Source organism: Lysobacter sp. M15 (genome assembly GCF_022662515.1).
Lineage (GTDB): Bacteria > Pseudomonadota > Gammaproteobacteria > Xanthomonadales > Xanthomonadaceae > JAKPBU01.
The window spans coordinates 316663-329757 of the sequence record NZ_JAKPBV010000005.1; the positions used below are offsets into that span (position 1 = coordinate 316663).

General features: G+C 60.9%; 17 protein-coding genes and 1 tRNA gene. 6 read left to right on the top strand and 12 right to left on the bottom strand.

The features are described 5' to 3' along the window. Nucleotides 1–28: 28 nt before the first annotated feature. Entirely contained in the window at nucleotides 29–655 is a 627-nt protein-coding gene (locus MC380_RS05000) for a TetR/AcrR family transcriptional regulator (RefSeq protein ID WP_242103730.1), read from the top strand. 29 nt (nucleotides 656–684) lie between these two features. On the opposite strand, the gene MC380_RS05005 is transcribed toward MC380_RS05000, so the two are convergent. Then, nucleotides 685–1110 (bottom strand): hypothetical protein, encoded by a 426-nt coding sequence (locus MC380_RS05005; RefSeq protein WP_242103729.1) that lies wholly within the window; start codon nucleotides 1108–1110, stop codon nucleotides 685–687. A gap of 152 nt (nucleotides 1111–1262) precedes the next feature. On the opposite strand from MC380_RS05005, the gene MC380_RS05010 reads away from it, so the two are divergent. From MC380_RS05010 to MC380_RS05030, 5 genes are all read left to right on the top strand, one after another. Continuing rightward, entirely contained in the window at nucleotides 1263–2114 is an 852-nt protein-coding gene (locus MC380_RS05010) for a hypothetical protein (protein ID WP_242163357.1), read from the top strand. Between the two features lie 65 nt (nucleotides 2115–2179). Beyond that, nucleotides 2180–2254, top strand: a tRNA-Val gene (locus tag MC380_RS05015). A 338-nt stretch (nucleotides 2255–2592) separates the two neighbouring features. Beyond that, nucleotides 2593–3072 carry a hypothetical protein gene (locus MC380_RS05020; protein ID WP_242163358.1) on the top strand — a complete coding sequence of 160 codons (480 nt, stop codon included), beginning with the start codon at nucleotides 2593–2595 and terminating at the stop codon, nucleotides 3070–3072. A 23-nt stretch (nucleotides 3073–3095) separates the two neighbouring features. Next, entirely contained in the window at nucleotides 3096–3683 is a 588-nt protein-coding gene (locus MC380_RS05025; RefSeq protein WP_242163360.1) for a hypothetical protein, read from the top strand. Further along, the gene (locus tag MC380_RS05030) at nucleotides 3632–4459 is read left to right on the top strand and encodes a hypothetical protein (RefSeq protein ID WP_242163363.1); all 828 of its coding nucleotides are present in this window, start codon (nucleotides 3632–3634) and stop codon (nucleotides 4457–4459) included. Before MC380_RS05025 ends, MC380_RS05030 begins: the two co-directional genes overlap by 52 nt. A gap of 205 nt (nucleotides 4460–4664) precedes the next feature. Here the strand turns inward: MC380_RS05030 and MC380_RS05035 are convergent, their stop codons facing one another. From MC380_RS05035 to MC380_RS05085, 11 genes are all read right to left on the bottom strand, one after another. After that, complete coding sequence (locus MC380_RS05035; protein WP_242163365.1) at nucleotides 4665–5114, bottom strand: terminase small subunit; 450 nt, start codon at nucleotides 5112–5114, stop codon at nucleotides 4665–4667. Between the two features lie 84 nt (nucleotides 5115–5198). After that, the gene (locus tag MC380_RS05040) at nucleotides 5199–6365 is read right to left on the bottom strand and encodes a phage portal protein (RefSeq protein ID WP_242163367.1); all 1167 of its coding nucleotides are present in this window, start codon (nucleotides 6363–6365) and stop codon (nucleotides 5199–5201) included. Further along, nucleotides 6362–6883: an HK97 family phage prohead protease gene (locus tag MC380_RS05045; RefSeq protein ID WP_242163369.1), complete on the bottom strand. Its 522-nt coding sequence runs from the start codon at nucleotides 6881–6883 to the stop codon at nucleotides 6362–6364. The genes MC380_RS05040 and MC380_RS05045 overlap by 4 nt, the downstream gene beginning before the upstream one ends. A 59-nt stretch (nucleotides 6884–6942) precedes the next feature. Then, complete coding sequence (locus MC380_RS05050; RefSeq protein WP_242163371.1) at nucleotides 6943–8178, bottom strand: phage major capsid protein; 1236 nt, start codon at nucleotides 8176–8178, stop codon at nucleotides 6943–6945. Between the two features lie 448 nt (nucleotides 8179–8626). Beyond that, nucleotides 8627–10228, bottom strand: a complete 1602-nt coding sequence (locus tag MC380_RS05055; protein ID WP_242163373.1) for a primase-helicase family protein — start codon at nucleotides 10226–10228, stop codon at nucleotides 8627–8629. A gap of 57 nt (nucleotides 10229–10285) precedes the next feature. Next, entirely contained in the window at nucleotides 10286–10564 is a 279-nt protein-coding gene (locus MC380_RS05060) for a hypothetical protein (RefSeq protein WP_242163375.1), read from the bottom strand. Further along, on the bottom strand, nucleotides 10561–10830 hold the full coding sequence (locus MC380_RS05065; protein WP_242163377.1) for a hypothetical protein: 270 nt from the start codon (nucleotides 10828–10830) through the stop codon (nucleotides 10561–10563). Before MC380_RS05065 ends, MC380_RS05060 begins: the two co-directional genes overlap by 4 nt. After that, complete coding sequence (locus MC380_RS05070) at nucleotides 10831–11109, bottom strand: hypothetical protein (RefSeq protein WP_242163378.1); 279 nt, start codon at nucleotides 11107–11109, stop codon at nucleotides 10831–10833. A gap of 2 nt (nucleotides 11110–11111) precedes the next feature. Then, nucleotides 11112–11333 carry a hypothetical protein gene (locus MC380_RS05075; protein WP_242163380.1) on the bottom strand — a complete coding sequence of 74 codons (222 nt, stop codon included), beginning with the start codon at nucleotides 11331–11333 and terminating at the stop codon, nucleotides 11112–11114. 102 nt (nucleotides 11334–11435) lie between these two features. Next, entirely contained in the window at nucleotides 11436–11888 is a 453-nt protein-coding gene (locus MC380_RS05080; RefSeq protein WP_242163382.1) for a hypothetical protein, read from the bottom strand. After that, a complete protein-coding gene (locus tag MC380_RS05085) occupies nucleotides 11885–13075 on the bottom strand; it encodes an integrase family protein (protein WP_242163384.1) in 1191 nt (396 codons plus the stop codon). Before MC380_RS05085 ends, MC380_RS05080 begins: the two co-directional genes overlap by 4 nt. Nucleotides 13076–13095: the final 20 nt, after the last annotated feature.

The following is a 13095-nucleotide window of genomic DNA, read 5'->3' on the forward strand; positions in this document are numbered from 1 at the left end:
CCCCGCTGGAGGGAAGGAATAGACACCGATGGCCCGCGATACCCGCCAGCGCATCCTCGACTGCTCGCTTGCGATGTTCAACGCGCAGGGCGAGCCCAACGTCACAACCAACCACATCGCCGACGAGCTGGAGATCAGCCCCGGCAACCTGTACTACCACTTCCGCAACAAGGACGACATCATCGAGCAGCTCTTCGGCAAGTACGAGGAGCGGATCGATAACGCGCTGACGCCTCCGAGCGGGCGCCTCCCTGGCCTGGAAGACGTGTGGCTGCAGCTGCACCTGGTGTTCGAGTGCATCTGGGATTACCGCTTCCTGTATCGCGACCTGGTGGACATCCTCAGCCGCAACCGGCGCCTGCGCATCCGCTTCGCCCGGATCCTCAAGCGCGCCGACGACCAGGCCCACCTGGTCATGCGCGGCCTGTCGCAGGCCGGGGTCATGCGCGCGTCGGCGGCCGAGCTGGATGCGGCATCGACCAACATCCTGGTGATCGCCACGTTCTGGCTCAACTACGCTGCGGTGCGCGGCGACAAGGACGAACAGGCGGCGATCCGCGACGGCATCGTGCAGGTGATGATGTCGCTGGCGCCGTTCTTGCGCGACGCCGAGCGCATGCACCTCAACACGCTCACGCGGGCCTATCGCGAATAGCGGGAGGGCCGGCGGGTGCCGGCCTGGTACTAGGCCCCGCGCCCCTTGCGCGCCACCCGTACGGCCGCCTGCGTGCGCGGGCTGGCGCGGCGCTGGCCCGGCTTCTTCGCGGCGGTACGCGCCTTGCGTGCGGGCTTGCGACCAGTCCTCGGTACGCCGAGCTTGTCCAGCACCGGAGCGAGGCGTGCCTCGATGTCGGTGCTGAAGCGTCCGACCTGCGGCTCGGCCTTTTCGCCCAGCGTCATCGCGACGCCGCGGGCGAGATCGCGCGCATCGCCGGCGAACTGCGCGGCCTGGCGTCCGAACCTTCCGGCTTCGTCCAGGGCGATGCCTAGCGCGGTCCGCGCTTCGCGGCGCGCCACCGAGATCGCGCCGAGGGCGGCCAGCCACAGGTGGCGGGGCGTGGTTTGCCGGTACGCACCGGCTGCACGGCGGACGGATCTGCGAACGACCATCGTTGACTCCTCTGGCCCTGAGGCCGATATCGACCGCTACAGCCTGACCGCCTGCGATGGAGCAATCACACTATCGACGCGCGCGCGCCAGGCTTGCCAGCAACGTGGCAATGGCGGGATGCTGCGCGCCTCGCCAACCGCAAGGACACCGCATGGCCGCCAGGACCGGATGGGCTGCATTCCCGCACGACGCCAAGGCCTACGCCTACCCCGGCGATGCGCTGAAGAAGGTCTGGCCAAAACTGCACGCGGGCGACGCCGAGCCCTTCCCCGACGACAAACGCGCCTCCGCGCTGATCAAGGCCGCCGGCAAGGCCGCGCCCAAGCTGGACGCCTCCACACTGGCGTCGGCGCTGCAGGAGGCCTGGCGCGCGTTCCATTCCGGCGACTTCAAGGCCGCCTTCGACGCCGGCGAGAAACTCGGCCCCATCGGCGCGTCGGTGGCGGCCAAGGCGATCGGCATCCATGCCACTTACCTGGTGGACGACGAGGCCGAGAAACTCAAACGTTTCGAACAGGCCGCCAAACTGGCCGAGGGCGCGATCAAGGCCCTGCCGGAGGAAGCCAACAGCCACTACCGCCATGCTTTCGCGCTGGGCCGCTACAGCCAGGGCCTGAGCATCGCCAAGGCGCTCAAGCAGGGCATCGCCGGCAAGGTGCGTGAGTCGCTCGACGCCGCCCTGGAGCTCGCGCCCAAGCACGCCGAAGCGCACACGGCACTGGCCCTGTATCACGCCGAGATCATCGGCAAGATCGGCGCCATGATCGGTGGCCTGACCTACGGAGCAAAGGCCAGCGAGGCGGAAAAGCACATCAGGGAAGCGCTCAGGCTCACCCCCGCCTCGCCCATCGCCCACATCGAGCACGGCAACGTGCTGATGCTGCTGTACGGCGACCGCAAGGAAGACGCTGCGGCCGCCGCCTACGAGAAGGCGGCCGGCCTGAAACCACAGGACGCCATGGAAGCTCTGGACGCCGCCTACGCCCGCTCGCAGATCGAATGAACGCGGCAACCGGCCTTGTCCCGCCCTGCCCCGGCCCGTAGAATGCGCGGCCCGAGCGCAGCATCGGGCGGTTAGCTCAGCGGTAGAGCATTGCCTTCACACGGCAAGGGTCGCAGGTTCGATCCCTGCACCGCCCACCAGATATAAAGCCCTGATTATGCAGGGCTTTTTTGTTGCCTGCCGTCCGGAATTCGCGCCAACCAACTTGGCGGTAACAGCATCGTAACAGCAGCAGCTAGGATTTTCCTAGGCACACACGCGCACTGCGCCGATAGCCATGTCCCGCACAGCGTGGGCATCCTGCAGCCTCCACCCGGCCAAGGATGCGCCATGACTCCCGACCAGCTGCTAGCCGCCCTGCACCACGCCGCCGCACAAGGCGATGCCAAGGCGGCAGCCTTCATCCCTTGGATAGTCGCGGCCCGTGCGACGGCAGGCGAATAACCTGCCGTCGCCTACAACCACCGGACCTGCATCCATGATCTACGCTCCAACCGACCTAAAGGCCGTCAAGCTGCGTGACGTTCCCGCTGGGACAATCATCGAATTCCCGGACTTGCCCGAGGATTTTTCGTGCGCGATCAAACTCGCTGATACCGAGGCATCGTCCAGTTTAATTCTGCCCCTTGCTGGTGAGTACGCGTTCCGAGTCATACCTTGGAGCGAAGATGGCGAAATTACGACTGCATCGTGCAACCCTGCTGCGATTCGCTTCAGACTCGGGCCATCGTCAAGCCAGGCGGACCACCACGCAGCCGGCGTGCTGACTCTGCATCCGAATGGTGCATTCCTCGCTACACAGAAGAAAGACCATCTTCGCGGACCAAAAATTGACGTAGTGACATGGGATGTCGTGAAGGTTGCCAACGTCGATGAGGGCTGCGCTAAGTATCCGAGTTGGGAAATCGGGTACGTTGACGCGAAAGGCGAGTTCAATACGATTTACAAACGGGAATAAGCACTGAGTTGGGGGGATTTGGAATGGATAGCGGGGTTGCCGCCCTGTTGGGCGCGTTGCTAGGTGGCCTACTCTCTTGGCTCGCCACATGGAGCATTGAGGCACGGCGTGACCGTAGACAGGCGCGAAGTCTTGCTGTTGCTGCCGCAAGTGAAATCGACGCAGCGTTGACTATGGTCAAAGCAAGGCGCTGGCTCGAAGCGTTCGAGCGTGCCCTCGCAGCCGCGCAGAACGGCTACGCGACAAATTTGAATGTGCATGTGCGCGATGACTACCTACCACAGTGCAGAGCTGCGTTGGCCCATGCGGGTTTGATTAGCCGAGACCTTTCAGTCTATCTGTCGAGGATGATCACGCTTGTGGACGGGCTAACTTCCGACCTCAAGAGAATGGCAGAACACCCGCCAGGATCGCCTGGCGCACTGATTGATCCGACAGATCATGAGGGCGCTGCCAATGTTTACAGAGATTTGATCGCCATGGTGGATGCCGGATTCAAAGTTGGCGCAGAGATTGTCACTTTCGTCGACCGGAAGTACCCGCGTGAAATTAGCGGCTATTGGTCAAGGGTGAAGGCTGCATTAAGAATGCTGGCGACGGGCTCAACGTGATTTTTTCTCTAATTGATTATGGAAATTATGTCCGTCTATCCGGTCGATACGCGCGCAACTACAGAAACCTTATGGGACGAGCGTTTCAGGGAGGCGTACCCGCCGACAAGCTACAAAAGCTAAAGCCGGGGGACGTTCTGTTCGTCCAGACCCTAGGTTCAAGCACGTCGTGGCTAATCATGTATCTAACCTCCTCACAGGTTAGTCATTTCGCTTCTTATATCGGAGGCGGCAAAATAATTCACGCCACAACAAACGCAGGTGTCGTCATAGAGCCGATTGAGTCGCTATTTGATAAAGACACTCGCGTATTAATCGCTCAATTGGATTGGCCGGACAGCGCGCGCAAAGAGTTTGTTTCAAATCAAATGAGCTTGGTGGGAACTCCATACGGACGAAGCGTTGTTTACCTCAAGGCGTATCAGGTTCTATCTGGAAGAGACTGGAGCCACTTTCGGTGGAAGTTTGCTGCCGATGTCATCTTGATGCTTTTGATTCTTGATATGCCGGCACTTCTAACACTGCACTATCCCGTCGTCTCGTGGCTAATTCCGATCTATTTGACGATAGTCGGATTTCACTCGCTTTTGTGGAAGATTTATCCATTGAAGCGGAACGAACTTACCGTCAAGCCAAATGACATGATTGCAACTTTAATGTCGTCGGGCGCAGCATTGATCTATGACGAAGATTTCATGTCGAAACAAGTTAGAGATGAGATTGCGATGTTGCAGGATTATGCGCGCCGGCGGTCTGTCAACCACAGTAGGCGCTGACACAATTAGAAAAGGCCCGGTAGCACCTTGGCAGGCTACCGGGCCTTTACCCATCTTGGCCGTGACCAATTTGGGCTAGACGCAGTTTCGCGGTGCATAACGCCGCCTCTGCTGGTGCGGTTTTCTAGCACGGCGGCACTCACACCTAATCCGCCAGCGGTCGGGAATTACCTGCACGCGCGGCCCGATCCGCCACACTCCGCGCTTATTCGTTGCGCACCAGCGACAAGGCCGGCGGCGCTGCTTTGGTCGCGAACTTGTGCTTGCCACGCGCGATATCCTTTGCGTTGTCAGCCTTGGCCTGTTTCTTCCCGACTTCGCCCATGCGCGCATGCTTGTACGGCAACAGTTGCTTTGCGGCGTCCGCGCGCATTGCCAGCGGCAACTCCCCATGATTCATCACGTCCTCCAGGAACGTCACGGGGTCGGCGTATTTGGTGCGCGGCATCTTCGGCGTGGTCACGCCAGGCGCAGCCCTCTTGCCACCAACGGCAGCCTTGATCGCAGCTTTGATCGCGGGCTTTTGCATGAGCCGATGCGCGGCCACGTCGGCGGACCCTTCCGCGTAACCGGCAGCAATTGCTGCCTCACGGTTGGGCACGCCTGCAGCCTTGTTGACGGCAAACGCCTCTTGTTTGTCGGTGAGCTTCGTCATGTTGGCTAACCTTTAGGGGTCTTTTTAATCCGTGCATGAGGGGACGGGCGGTCTAGGTGTCAACCAGCTGCTGGTGATTTCCCGTCAACTGGCGTTGGCGGCGTCAACGTCACGCTGCGGCAGGTTTTCCAGCTTCCTGCACTCGCCTGCGTCCATGACACCTGCGTCAATCATCGTCTTGTAGAACTCGCTGCGTTCCTTCGGCTGCGCACGCAGCAGGCCGCCGGTTTGGTGTTCGGCGTAGTAGCGTTGACGCGCGATCGGACCCAGCAGCGAACGGCTGATACCTTCCTCCCAACACGTCAGCCAACGTTGCAGAGCGAACGACACGAAGTAATCGCCCAGCCGATCAACGTTGCTATAGGTCGCATGCGTCAAGTCCTGCACCAGCACGGGCGGCACGCGGAAGATGCGGCAAATGTCGGCCACGCTGAACTGCTGCGCCGCGATGAACTCCATGTCTTCATTACTGATGCCGATGTTTTCCCACTTCACGCCGCGCGGCAGATTCATCACGCGGCCAGCGCCAGCCGAAGCAAAGTATTCAAGCCGCTCGCTGATCGTCTTCAGTTCTTCGGTAGTGAAGTCGCGCTTGCCTTCGTTGAGCAACACAGCAGACGGACGCCCACGGCTGAAGGTGTTAGCACCATGCTTGCGCAACGCCAACGCCAGGCCCAGGTTTTCGCGTGCAATGGCAATGCGCGACTTGCCAACGATAGAACCCGGCTCGCTGCGGTCCTTCAGGTGCAGCACTTCATCCGCCAACAGTCGATGCACCTTGCCGCTATCGTCCGTCCAGTCATAGCGATACCGGCCATTGTCCAGCCGCACAACGGTCACGCGCTGCGGGTGCATGGGCTGCAGGCTCACCACTTCGCCCGCGCCGTTGAGTTCCTTGCGCGCATAGCTATTGCCATGCAGCAGGATGGCGGCGGTCTGACTTTCCCTGTACTCCATGCCGGTCTGATAATCGTTCGGACTATCCAACAGCCGCGACAGCCAATGACCATCGGCACGTTCACGGTCGCCGGCATCGGTGCGCCGGTAGACATGCAGCGGCAGGCACGCGGTCGATTCGGCCAGGGCCTGCACGCACGCGTACACGGTGGAAAGCGACTCTGCCGACTTGGCGTCAACGTGCATGCCCGACGCAGTGGCCGCACCAGCGCCGCCGGTCAGTGCGTCCCAACTCGGATCGGCGGCGCGCGTCTCGCGCAATGCACCGCCCTTCAGCATGTCCCAAATCTTCATTTGACGGTCTCCAACCAATAGCGCATGAGCGCCAGTTGGCTTTGCGGTTGCAGGCTGCGCAAATGCGCTTCGGTGCCGGGGTATGCGGGCCGCGCCTGCACAATCGACACTTCGTCCAACGCAACATTGGTCAACTCGCGTGCGTTGCCCGTCCAGCGGTCGCCGCCCTTGGGCACCGTGAAAGCAAATGAGCAACCGCCCAGGTCGCCACGCTCCGCGAGCGCCGCAAGATCGCGGCCGGCTTGCGTGTCGGGCAGTTCCAGCGCGAAAGCCAGCCCCGTGTCATCCTCGCTCAATTGCAGCGTGCGGCTGCTGGTGCGGCCCAGCACGCGACTGGTGTCATGGTCAGCCAGGGCCAGAATGTCGCGCCCTGCAGCGAGCGACGAAGCGAATGCGCCACGCCGGATGACTTCGGTAAAGTCGCCGATGGTGGTGGGCGTGTCCCACTTGGCGATATAGCCCTGCAGCTTGCGACCGCTTGCGGACACGCCCGCCGCGTAACGTTTTTCAATGGTCATGGTGCGTTGCTCCAATGACTCACCCCGCCACTAGGACGGGGTGAGTACGTTGCGGACGGTTAGGCCGGGATCGCGTCAGCCCACTGGAACGCTTCGGCATGGCGGATCGCCACGTCGCACGTCGCCATCGCACGCACCATCACGCCGCCGCGCGCATACGCGGTGGATTCATAGGGATTCACCATCAAGTCGAGTTCGGACCACAGGCCCAACAGCACCTGCCCGAAGTCGCCGAAGATGGCACCGCTGCCGGTCCCACCGTTGGGCATCTGATTGGTGCTGTACGCGGAGTGGTCGCCGATCTTGCCGCCGGCCAGCAGGAAGCCGCCGCCCGCATCGCCCGTCACCTTGAGCGTGCCGGCGAACGTCTTTTTGGCAGCCGGCGACAGCAGCCAATTGTGCGCGCCCAGCGCGTTGGCGACTTCCACGTCCTTGACCACTTCCAGCACTTCATCCCAGGTCGGGCCGGCGAACGTGGCATTGGCAGCGCCCAGCGTGGCGATGATGCCGTCCGGCTCGTTCGCGCCGCCGCCTTCGATGGTCACGCCGTCCAGCGCCTGCGCCAGTCCGGCGGACATGTCGTCGCGCAGCAGCTGTTCGATGTCGGGCGAACTCTGCATGATGAGCGAGCGGGACATTTCCGACAGCGCGCCCGCATGCTTCGGTGCCAGCGTGACGCTGCCGTGCGTCATGTCACTGGCGTTGAGGCTGGCATTATCGGCCACCCAGCCCACGACCGTGCCGGTGCCGTGCCGGGGAATCGACACGTTGCCGGACAGGCCGGACAGCACGCGCACGCCCAGGCGGCGGGTCAGAAGGTTGTTGCGCAGTGCGCCGATGTACTGGTCCGGGCGGTGCTCCGTGGGCACCAGCTGCGAGTTGTTCGCGGCCGTGTTGACGCGCTGTTCCAGCAGCCGCATGGGCACATACAGGCCCTGCGCCTTGCGACCGTTGCGGCGCTCCACTTCGCTGTTGTATTCGGCTTCCGCACCGTCGAGCGAGCGGCCTTCCACTCCGGCCTGCAGCACGCGCAGCAGGGACACGCGGGATTCCACGTCCGCGAAGTCGTTGCGCTCACCGGAAATGACGGTCCCGGCCTGCCGGCGTTCGGCATCGTCCAGGAACTGTTGACGGGCTTCCTGTGCTTCCAGGTCGGTGATTTCCGACTGCAGCGCGGCGAACTTGCCGGCTTCCTCGGTGTTGAGCGAACGCTTTTCGGCTTCGGCCTTCGCAAGCAGTGCGCGCGCTTCGGCGGTCTTGGCGGCCTTCTTCTGCCGCAGTTCCTGCAGGGTCATAGCTATTTCTCCGGGAGTAAGGGATAGATCGATCCCGGATGGCAAGCTATGCAGTTGCGGGGTGTTGTAAAGCAAGTTGAATGACGGCCGTTCGCGAGTATTCGCCAGTGAGCAAAACCGGCCGCGACAACTCGGAACTGCGCAAACGTTCTAGGACGCTCTACGGCGGGCATCTAGGACGAAGGCGCGCGTTGCACCGGTGGTCCGCCAGGCGCGCTCTGCACGCATGCTCACGCGGTGAGCGGGGGTGCCGGCGGGGATGGTCGCGCCCGGATTGGCGTTATTGTTGAAGCCTTCAACGTTGGCGGCGTCAAAAGCTTGAAGCTTGAAGTGGTATTTGCCCTTACGGAAAAATATACATACTCCCCTATGTTCTGTTTCTTCCTTTTCCTATAGCCATTTTTAACTTCAAGCTTTCAAGCTTTTGACAAAAGAGCATTAGAAACAGCTATTTAGAAGGCTTGAAGTTGAGCTTGGAGTTGTCCAGTTCAAGCCTGATTTGGTCATTGGTGAGTTCAACGCCATTCTTCAGCCAAATTGTGCGCATCGTGCCTTCCCAATTCACCTGCCTCTCCACCTTTGAGTAACCAATGCGCGTCAACATATGGCTAAGCGCGATTGTCTTAGGTACGGTGAAGCTCCCAGCGTGCGCACGGAACTCCAACAGCGCCGCAAGGTGCGAACTGGAAAGCACGTTCTCGGTAATGCCCACGGCCCCGCTTCTAATGATGTCCTTTGCTGTGCTTTCGGCGTCATCCTCGCTACTCGCCATCATGCGTTGCCTTTCAGGAGTGAGCATCGCGCTTCCGCTAATGTCGAACCACTCGGGGATTTCCACGCCCAGCAGCCACTTGCGCAGTTCGCCCGCGCAATGTTCCTTGGCATAGTCGATGGCATCCGCACGCGCCTTCCATCCTGCAGCGTCCAGGCCGCAATAGCGCATCATTCCTGCAAGGTCCGCCCAGGGCGTAAAGATGATGAACCAGCGCCGATCCGTAGATTCAAGCGGGATCGCGTCATTGTGATTGGTAAGCGCAATGTGGTTGGTGCAGTTGTATGCCTGATAAGGCTTGGCACCCTTCGGATTGATGTCAACAATGTTATTGCTAATGAATTCCTTCATGCCGTTGTAAAGCTGATAACGCGCCTTCCCCGTGAGCATGATTTCTTCAATTACGTTCACAGCGCCGCGCACTGCCCAATCCGTAAAGCCGCCGCTGTTGGCAATGTTGCTGTTGCTTGTCGTGGACAGATTGCGGTAGCCCATCGCGGCCCGCAGCACTGTAGTTGAAAGCGTCTTTCCGTCGCCCTGAACACCCTTCAACAGCGGCGCCCAGCGGGTTTTCACGCCGGGCCGCTGTACGTTGTGCGCGAACCAATACAGCAGGTTTTGAAACACGGCATCCCTACGTCCGCACATGTCGTACAGGTGCTGTTGGAACGCCATGATGCCGCCCCATCCCCGTGGGCTGTACAGCGGCGCGACCGGCGGTAAGCTGCTAGGACTGTAGCGGTTGGCATAGCGCACACCGTCCCACTCATAAAGCGGGCCGCAGTCCGGGCGATAGCCCACCCGCTCAACGATGGGCATATTCCATATCTGGGTGCAATGCTCTGCCGCGCTCAAACGCCTGTTGGACGCGCTAAACGGCATCATCCGGCCATACGCAACGTCAAAGCCACGCAGGGAGATACACTCGCCATTGTTGGTGTTGAAGAATTCGTCTTGGCTTGTCACAAAGCAATAAGGCTGCGCCCACTCGGGCAGCCCGTCATCGGTGCGAGGGAGCGCAGGCGGAAAGATGAGCGCGCGCAACTTGGCAATGGGAATTTTGCCATCCAGGAATTCCAGCCTCCTATCCACAGCACTAACTATGCGTTCGTGGTATGCACCAGGAATCCCCGCCTGTTGAATCGCGGGGATAACTTCATTGTGCATCTCCATGTCGTCTCCGCATGCCGCGATCCGATCCTGCAGTTCGCGCACGCGGGATTGCGTTTCTTCCGATATGCGCGGCACATGCGTGACCGTCGTCAATGTGTTTGTCATAGCCAATCCTTAAAAGGGCTTAAAACAGCGCCCCCTGCCAAGGATTTCTAAGGTCGGCTATTTCTTCCTAGGCACTACCCATTGCTGCAACAGCGATACAGCCTGACGGCCCAACTCGTCTCTTTTGCGGCCCGGCGGCTCGCAAAGATGTAGGACACGCAGAAACGCAATGTCGTTAATGCGATCCGACGTATAGCCGGGCATGACGTTCTCGCCGTTCCAAATCCAGTATTTGAAGGTGTCGCGCCACCGTTCTTTGACTGTCGACGATTGCAGCCGGTAGCGATCCATAACCGTGATAAGCATGGTGAGCGGAATTTCAGGCGGCGCGTTCATCTGATACAACTCCTGCCGACCTCCAGGACCGTATCAATCGTGCTGCGGATTTCCAGCTTGTCACCACGGTCACCCGCCAACAGATACCGCACATGCAGCTGTGCCACCAACCGATGCACGAATGCCGGCATATCGCGGCAGTAGGTGGCCGCGTACTGGTGGGCCGTGTCGATGGCGTACTGAATCGTTGCTTCCGGCCCGAGTCCGCCGACCTTGAATCGTTGACTCAGGTGCTTGCGGTCTTCCGCCGTAATGATGTCGTCCATCTAGTTCGCCCTCATGCGGTTGCGGTACTTCTCCAGCAGATGTTCAATCTCACGCGCGGCATGTTCCACATCCGCGCCGAAGATGCGGACGTTCAGAAACAGGAGCATGGCCTCTTTGGCTTCGTCCGGAAATTGCCTTGCGTCCGGATCGATGTCGAACATGGTGCGCGCCGCTGCTTCTGCGGTGCCCATTGCGAACGCCAGCAGATGCGGCGGGCTGTTGAACAAGTCGCGCGCTGTTTCGGACAGGGGCGTTCCGTCCCAAATGGATTCGCTCATGGTCACGCCCTCGCGCTTGGGCGGTACACACAAGGCTTGCCCTTGTCGGACATACGCTGCTGATACGAAATGCAGGCTTCGCACGCTTCGCGGGTGACGAATACCTTGCGCCCGCGATAGAACACTTTCAGATGCTTAGCCCTGCGCGCGTCATCGAACCGGGTTTGCACGCCGCCGAAATACTCGGCGATGGCTTCAAACCGCGAAAGAACTTTCTTGTCCATCGTTGCAACCTTAATCACGACGGATGCCCGTCAGTGGTCGCAACGATCCCTTAAGCCCAGCGCGCCGTAATCCCGCGTTCTTTCAAACATCGCGGGAACCGGTTAATTCTCCGAAACGTCAGCCATTTGCATTGCCACAAGGTAAACATCGGCGCGGTCATTCTTGTGCTTGTAGAACCATTTTTCAGCGGTGGTCTTTCCCACGCCACAAGTTGCACCCGCCTCCTCAAACGTTCCGGCGTCGATAGGCTTGCCCAGCGCGTGCAGGCGCAGCACTTCAGCAATTACATACAGCGCGTTCTGGCCTTCGCTTTGCGCGGCAGGCAGTTGTTGGCCTTTTTGGCGCTGTACACCGAAAGCATCATCCAACGTCTTTACATCGTGGTTCCGATATGCAGCAACCGCGCCAGTTACCGCACTCGCAAGCCATACAGGCATAACCAGGCGCAGCGTGGCGGCAAGCGACATCGCTTCAAGGACTGCATCGCCGTCACCGCGTTCTACGCGGTCGCGCAAGCGATCCAACATCGTCACGCGCAAGTCGTCTGAACTCATAGGAATTTCACCCCCGCCAGCTTGTCCACAGCAGCGCCGTGCAACAGGTGTCCATAATGCCGTTCTATCATCGCCAGCGACGTGCCGGCCATCTTTGACACGGTTAGCAAGTCCACGCCGCCCACGATGGCGTCCGTAATCCAACAGTGTCTCAATGTGTACAGCACCACGCCATCGGGCAGTTGCGCCTTTGCTGCCGCTTGGCGTACCGGCTCGCTCCATTCGTGCGCGTTCCATTCCTTGCCTGCATTGGTGAACAGGTAGCCGGTCGGCTTCACTCCCTTGGCGAGCCGATCAAACAGCGCTTTTGCATCCGGCGTCAGGCCCACCGTGCGCGTATGCCCTTTGGTGCGGAACGTCACCATGCCTAAGCCCCCGTCATAGTCACGCCCCCGCACCGCTGCGGGATCGCCAGGCCGGCAACCCGTCAACGCGATGCACTCGATCAAGTCCCGCACATCGCCCTGCGCCTGCGCAAGCAGCGCGCGGCGTTGCTTCCGGTCTAGGTACAGGTCGCGGCGGTTGTCTGCGTTCTCATACGGCTTGACGTTCGTCCACTCAATGGCGCGCTCGGCCGGAACCCTGCGGCTTTGCACCGCGCGATTCAGCGCAGCCACCAGCGGCGTGCGCATCCGGTTAACCGTGGATTTGCTCAATGGCTTGGCGCTCGGCGGTCGGCCTTTGGTGACCTTCAGCGTTCCAAGGTCGCCGCGCTCCACACGGTCACGCCAGCCCTCTACGTCGTGCTGCGTCAGCTTGGCAATCCGCAGCTTGCCGATGCGGTCGCCGTAGACGGTGCGCTCGAACCGCCTGTTAGCGTCGTCGGCGGCTCCCCCGCGCCCTTCCTTGCGCAGCCACTTCACGTAGTCCCGGCAGGCATCCGCTACCGTCAGGGCGTCGGCATCGTCCGGGGTATCCGGCAACGGCTCCCCGTGATTGGCGACCTCCTGCAGCACGCGGCGGGCGTGGTCGCGGGCGGCGTCAACGGTCACGCCAGGGAACTTGCCCAGGGACTTGGCCTGCTGGCGCGTCCACTGCACGTTCCAGGACTTCACGCCGGACGGCTGCACGCGAACGTGCAACTGCGGCACGGTCACGTCCCACAGCCGGTACGGTTGCGCCGTCGGCTTCAGCGCCTCAACGATAGGCCCCGTCAGCTTGCGGGCCTGTTTTCCTGCTGTCGCCATCCGCCCACCCACTGCTGTTA

Bases quoted from the DNA above. Each gene is read 5' to 3' on its own strand.
- MC380_RS05000 (WP_242103730.1), top strand. From the start codon at position 29: ATGGCCCGCGATACCCGCCAGCGCATCCTCGACTGCTCGCTTGCGATG.
- MC380_RS05005 (WP_242103729.1), bottom strand. From the start codon at position 1,110: ATGGTCGTTCGCAGATCCGTCCGCCGTGCAGCCGGTGCGTACCGGCAA.
- MC380_RS05010 (WP_242163357.1), top strand. From the start codon at position 1,263: ATGGCCGCCAGGACCGGATGGGCTGCATTCCCGCACGACGCCAAGGCC.
- MC380_RS05020 (WP_242163358.1), top strand. From the start codon at position 2,593: ATGATCTACGCTCCAACCGACCTAAAGGCCGTCAAGCTGCGTGACGTT.
- MC380_RS05025 (WP_242163360.1), top strand. From the start codon at position 3,096: ATGGATAGCGGGGTTGCCGCCCTGTTGGGCGCGTTGCTAGGTGGCCTA.
- MC380_RS05035 (WP_242163365.1), bottom strand. From the start codon at position 5,114: ATGACGAAGCTCACCGACAAACAAGAGGCGTTTGCCGTCAACAAGGCT.
- MC380_RS05040 (WP_242163367.1), bottom strand. From the start codon at position 6,365: ATGAAGATTTGGGACATGCTGAAGGGCGGTGCATTGCGCGAGACGCGC.
- MC380_RS05045 (WP_242163369.1), bottom strand. From the start codon at position 6,883: ATGACCATTGAAAAACGTTACGCGGCGGGCGTGTCCGCAAGCGGTCGC.
- MC380_RS05050 (WP_242163371.1), bottom strand. From the start codon at position 8,178: ATGACCCTGCAGGAACTGCGGCAGAAGAAGGCCGCCAAGACCGCCGAA.
- MC380_RS05055 (WP_242163373.1), bottom strand. From the start codon at position 10,228: ATGACAAACACATTGACGACGGTCACGCATGTGCCGCGCATATCGGAA.
- MC380_RS05060 (WP_242163375.1), bottom strand. From the start codon at position 10,564: ATGAACGCGCCGCCTGAAATTCCGCTCACCATGCTTATCACGGTTATG.
- MC380_RS05065 (WP_242163377.1), bottom strand. From the start codon at position 10,830: ATGGACGACATCATTACGGCGGAAGACCGCAAGCACCTGAGTCAACGA.
- MC380_RS05070 (WP_242163378.1), bottom strand. From the start codon at position 11,109: ATGAGCGAATCCATTTGGGACGGAACGCCCCTGTCCGAAACAGCGCGC.
- MC380_RS05075 (WP_242163380.1), bottom strand. From the start codon at position 11,333: ATGGACAAGAAAGTTCTTTCGCGGTTTGAAGCCATCGCCGAGTATTTC.
- MC380_RS05080 (WP_242163382.1), bottom strand. From the start codon at position 11,888: ATGAGTTCAGACGACTTGCGCGTGACGATGTTGGATCGCTTGCGCGAC.
- MC380_RS05085 (WP_242163384.1), bottom strand. From the start codon at position 13,075: ATGGCGACAGCAGGAAAACAGGCCCGCAAGCTGACGGGGCCTATCGTT.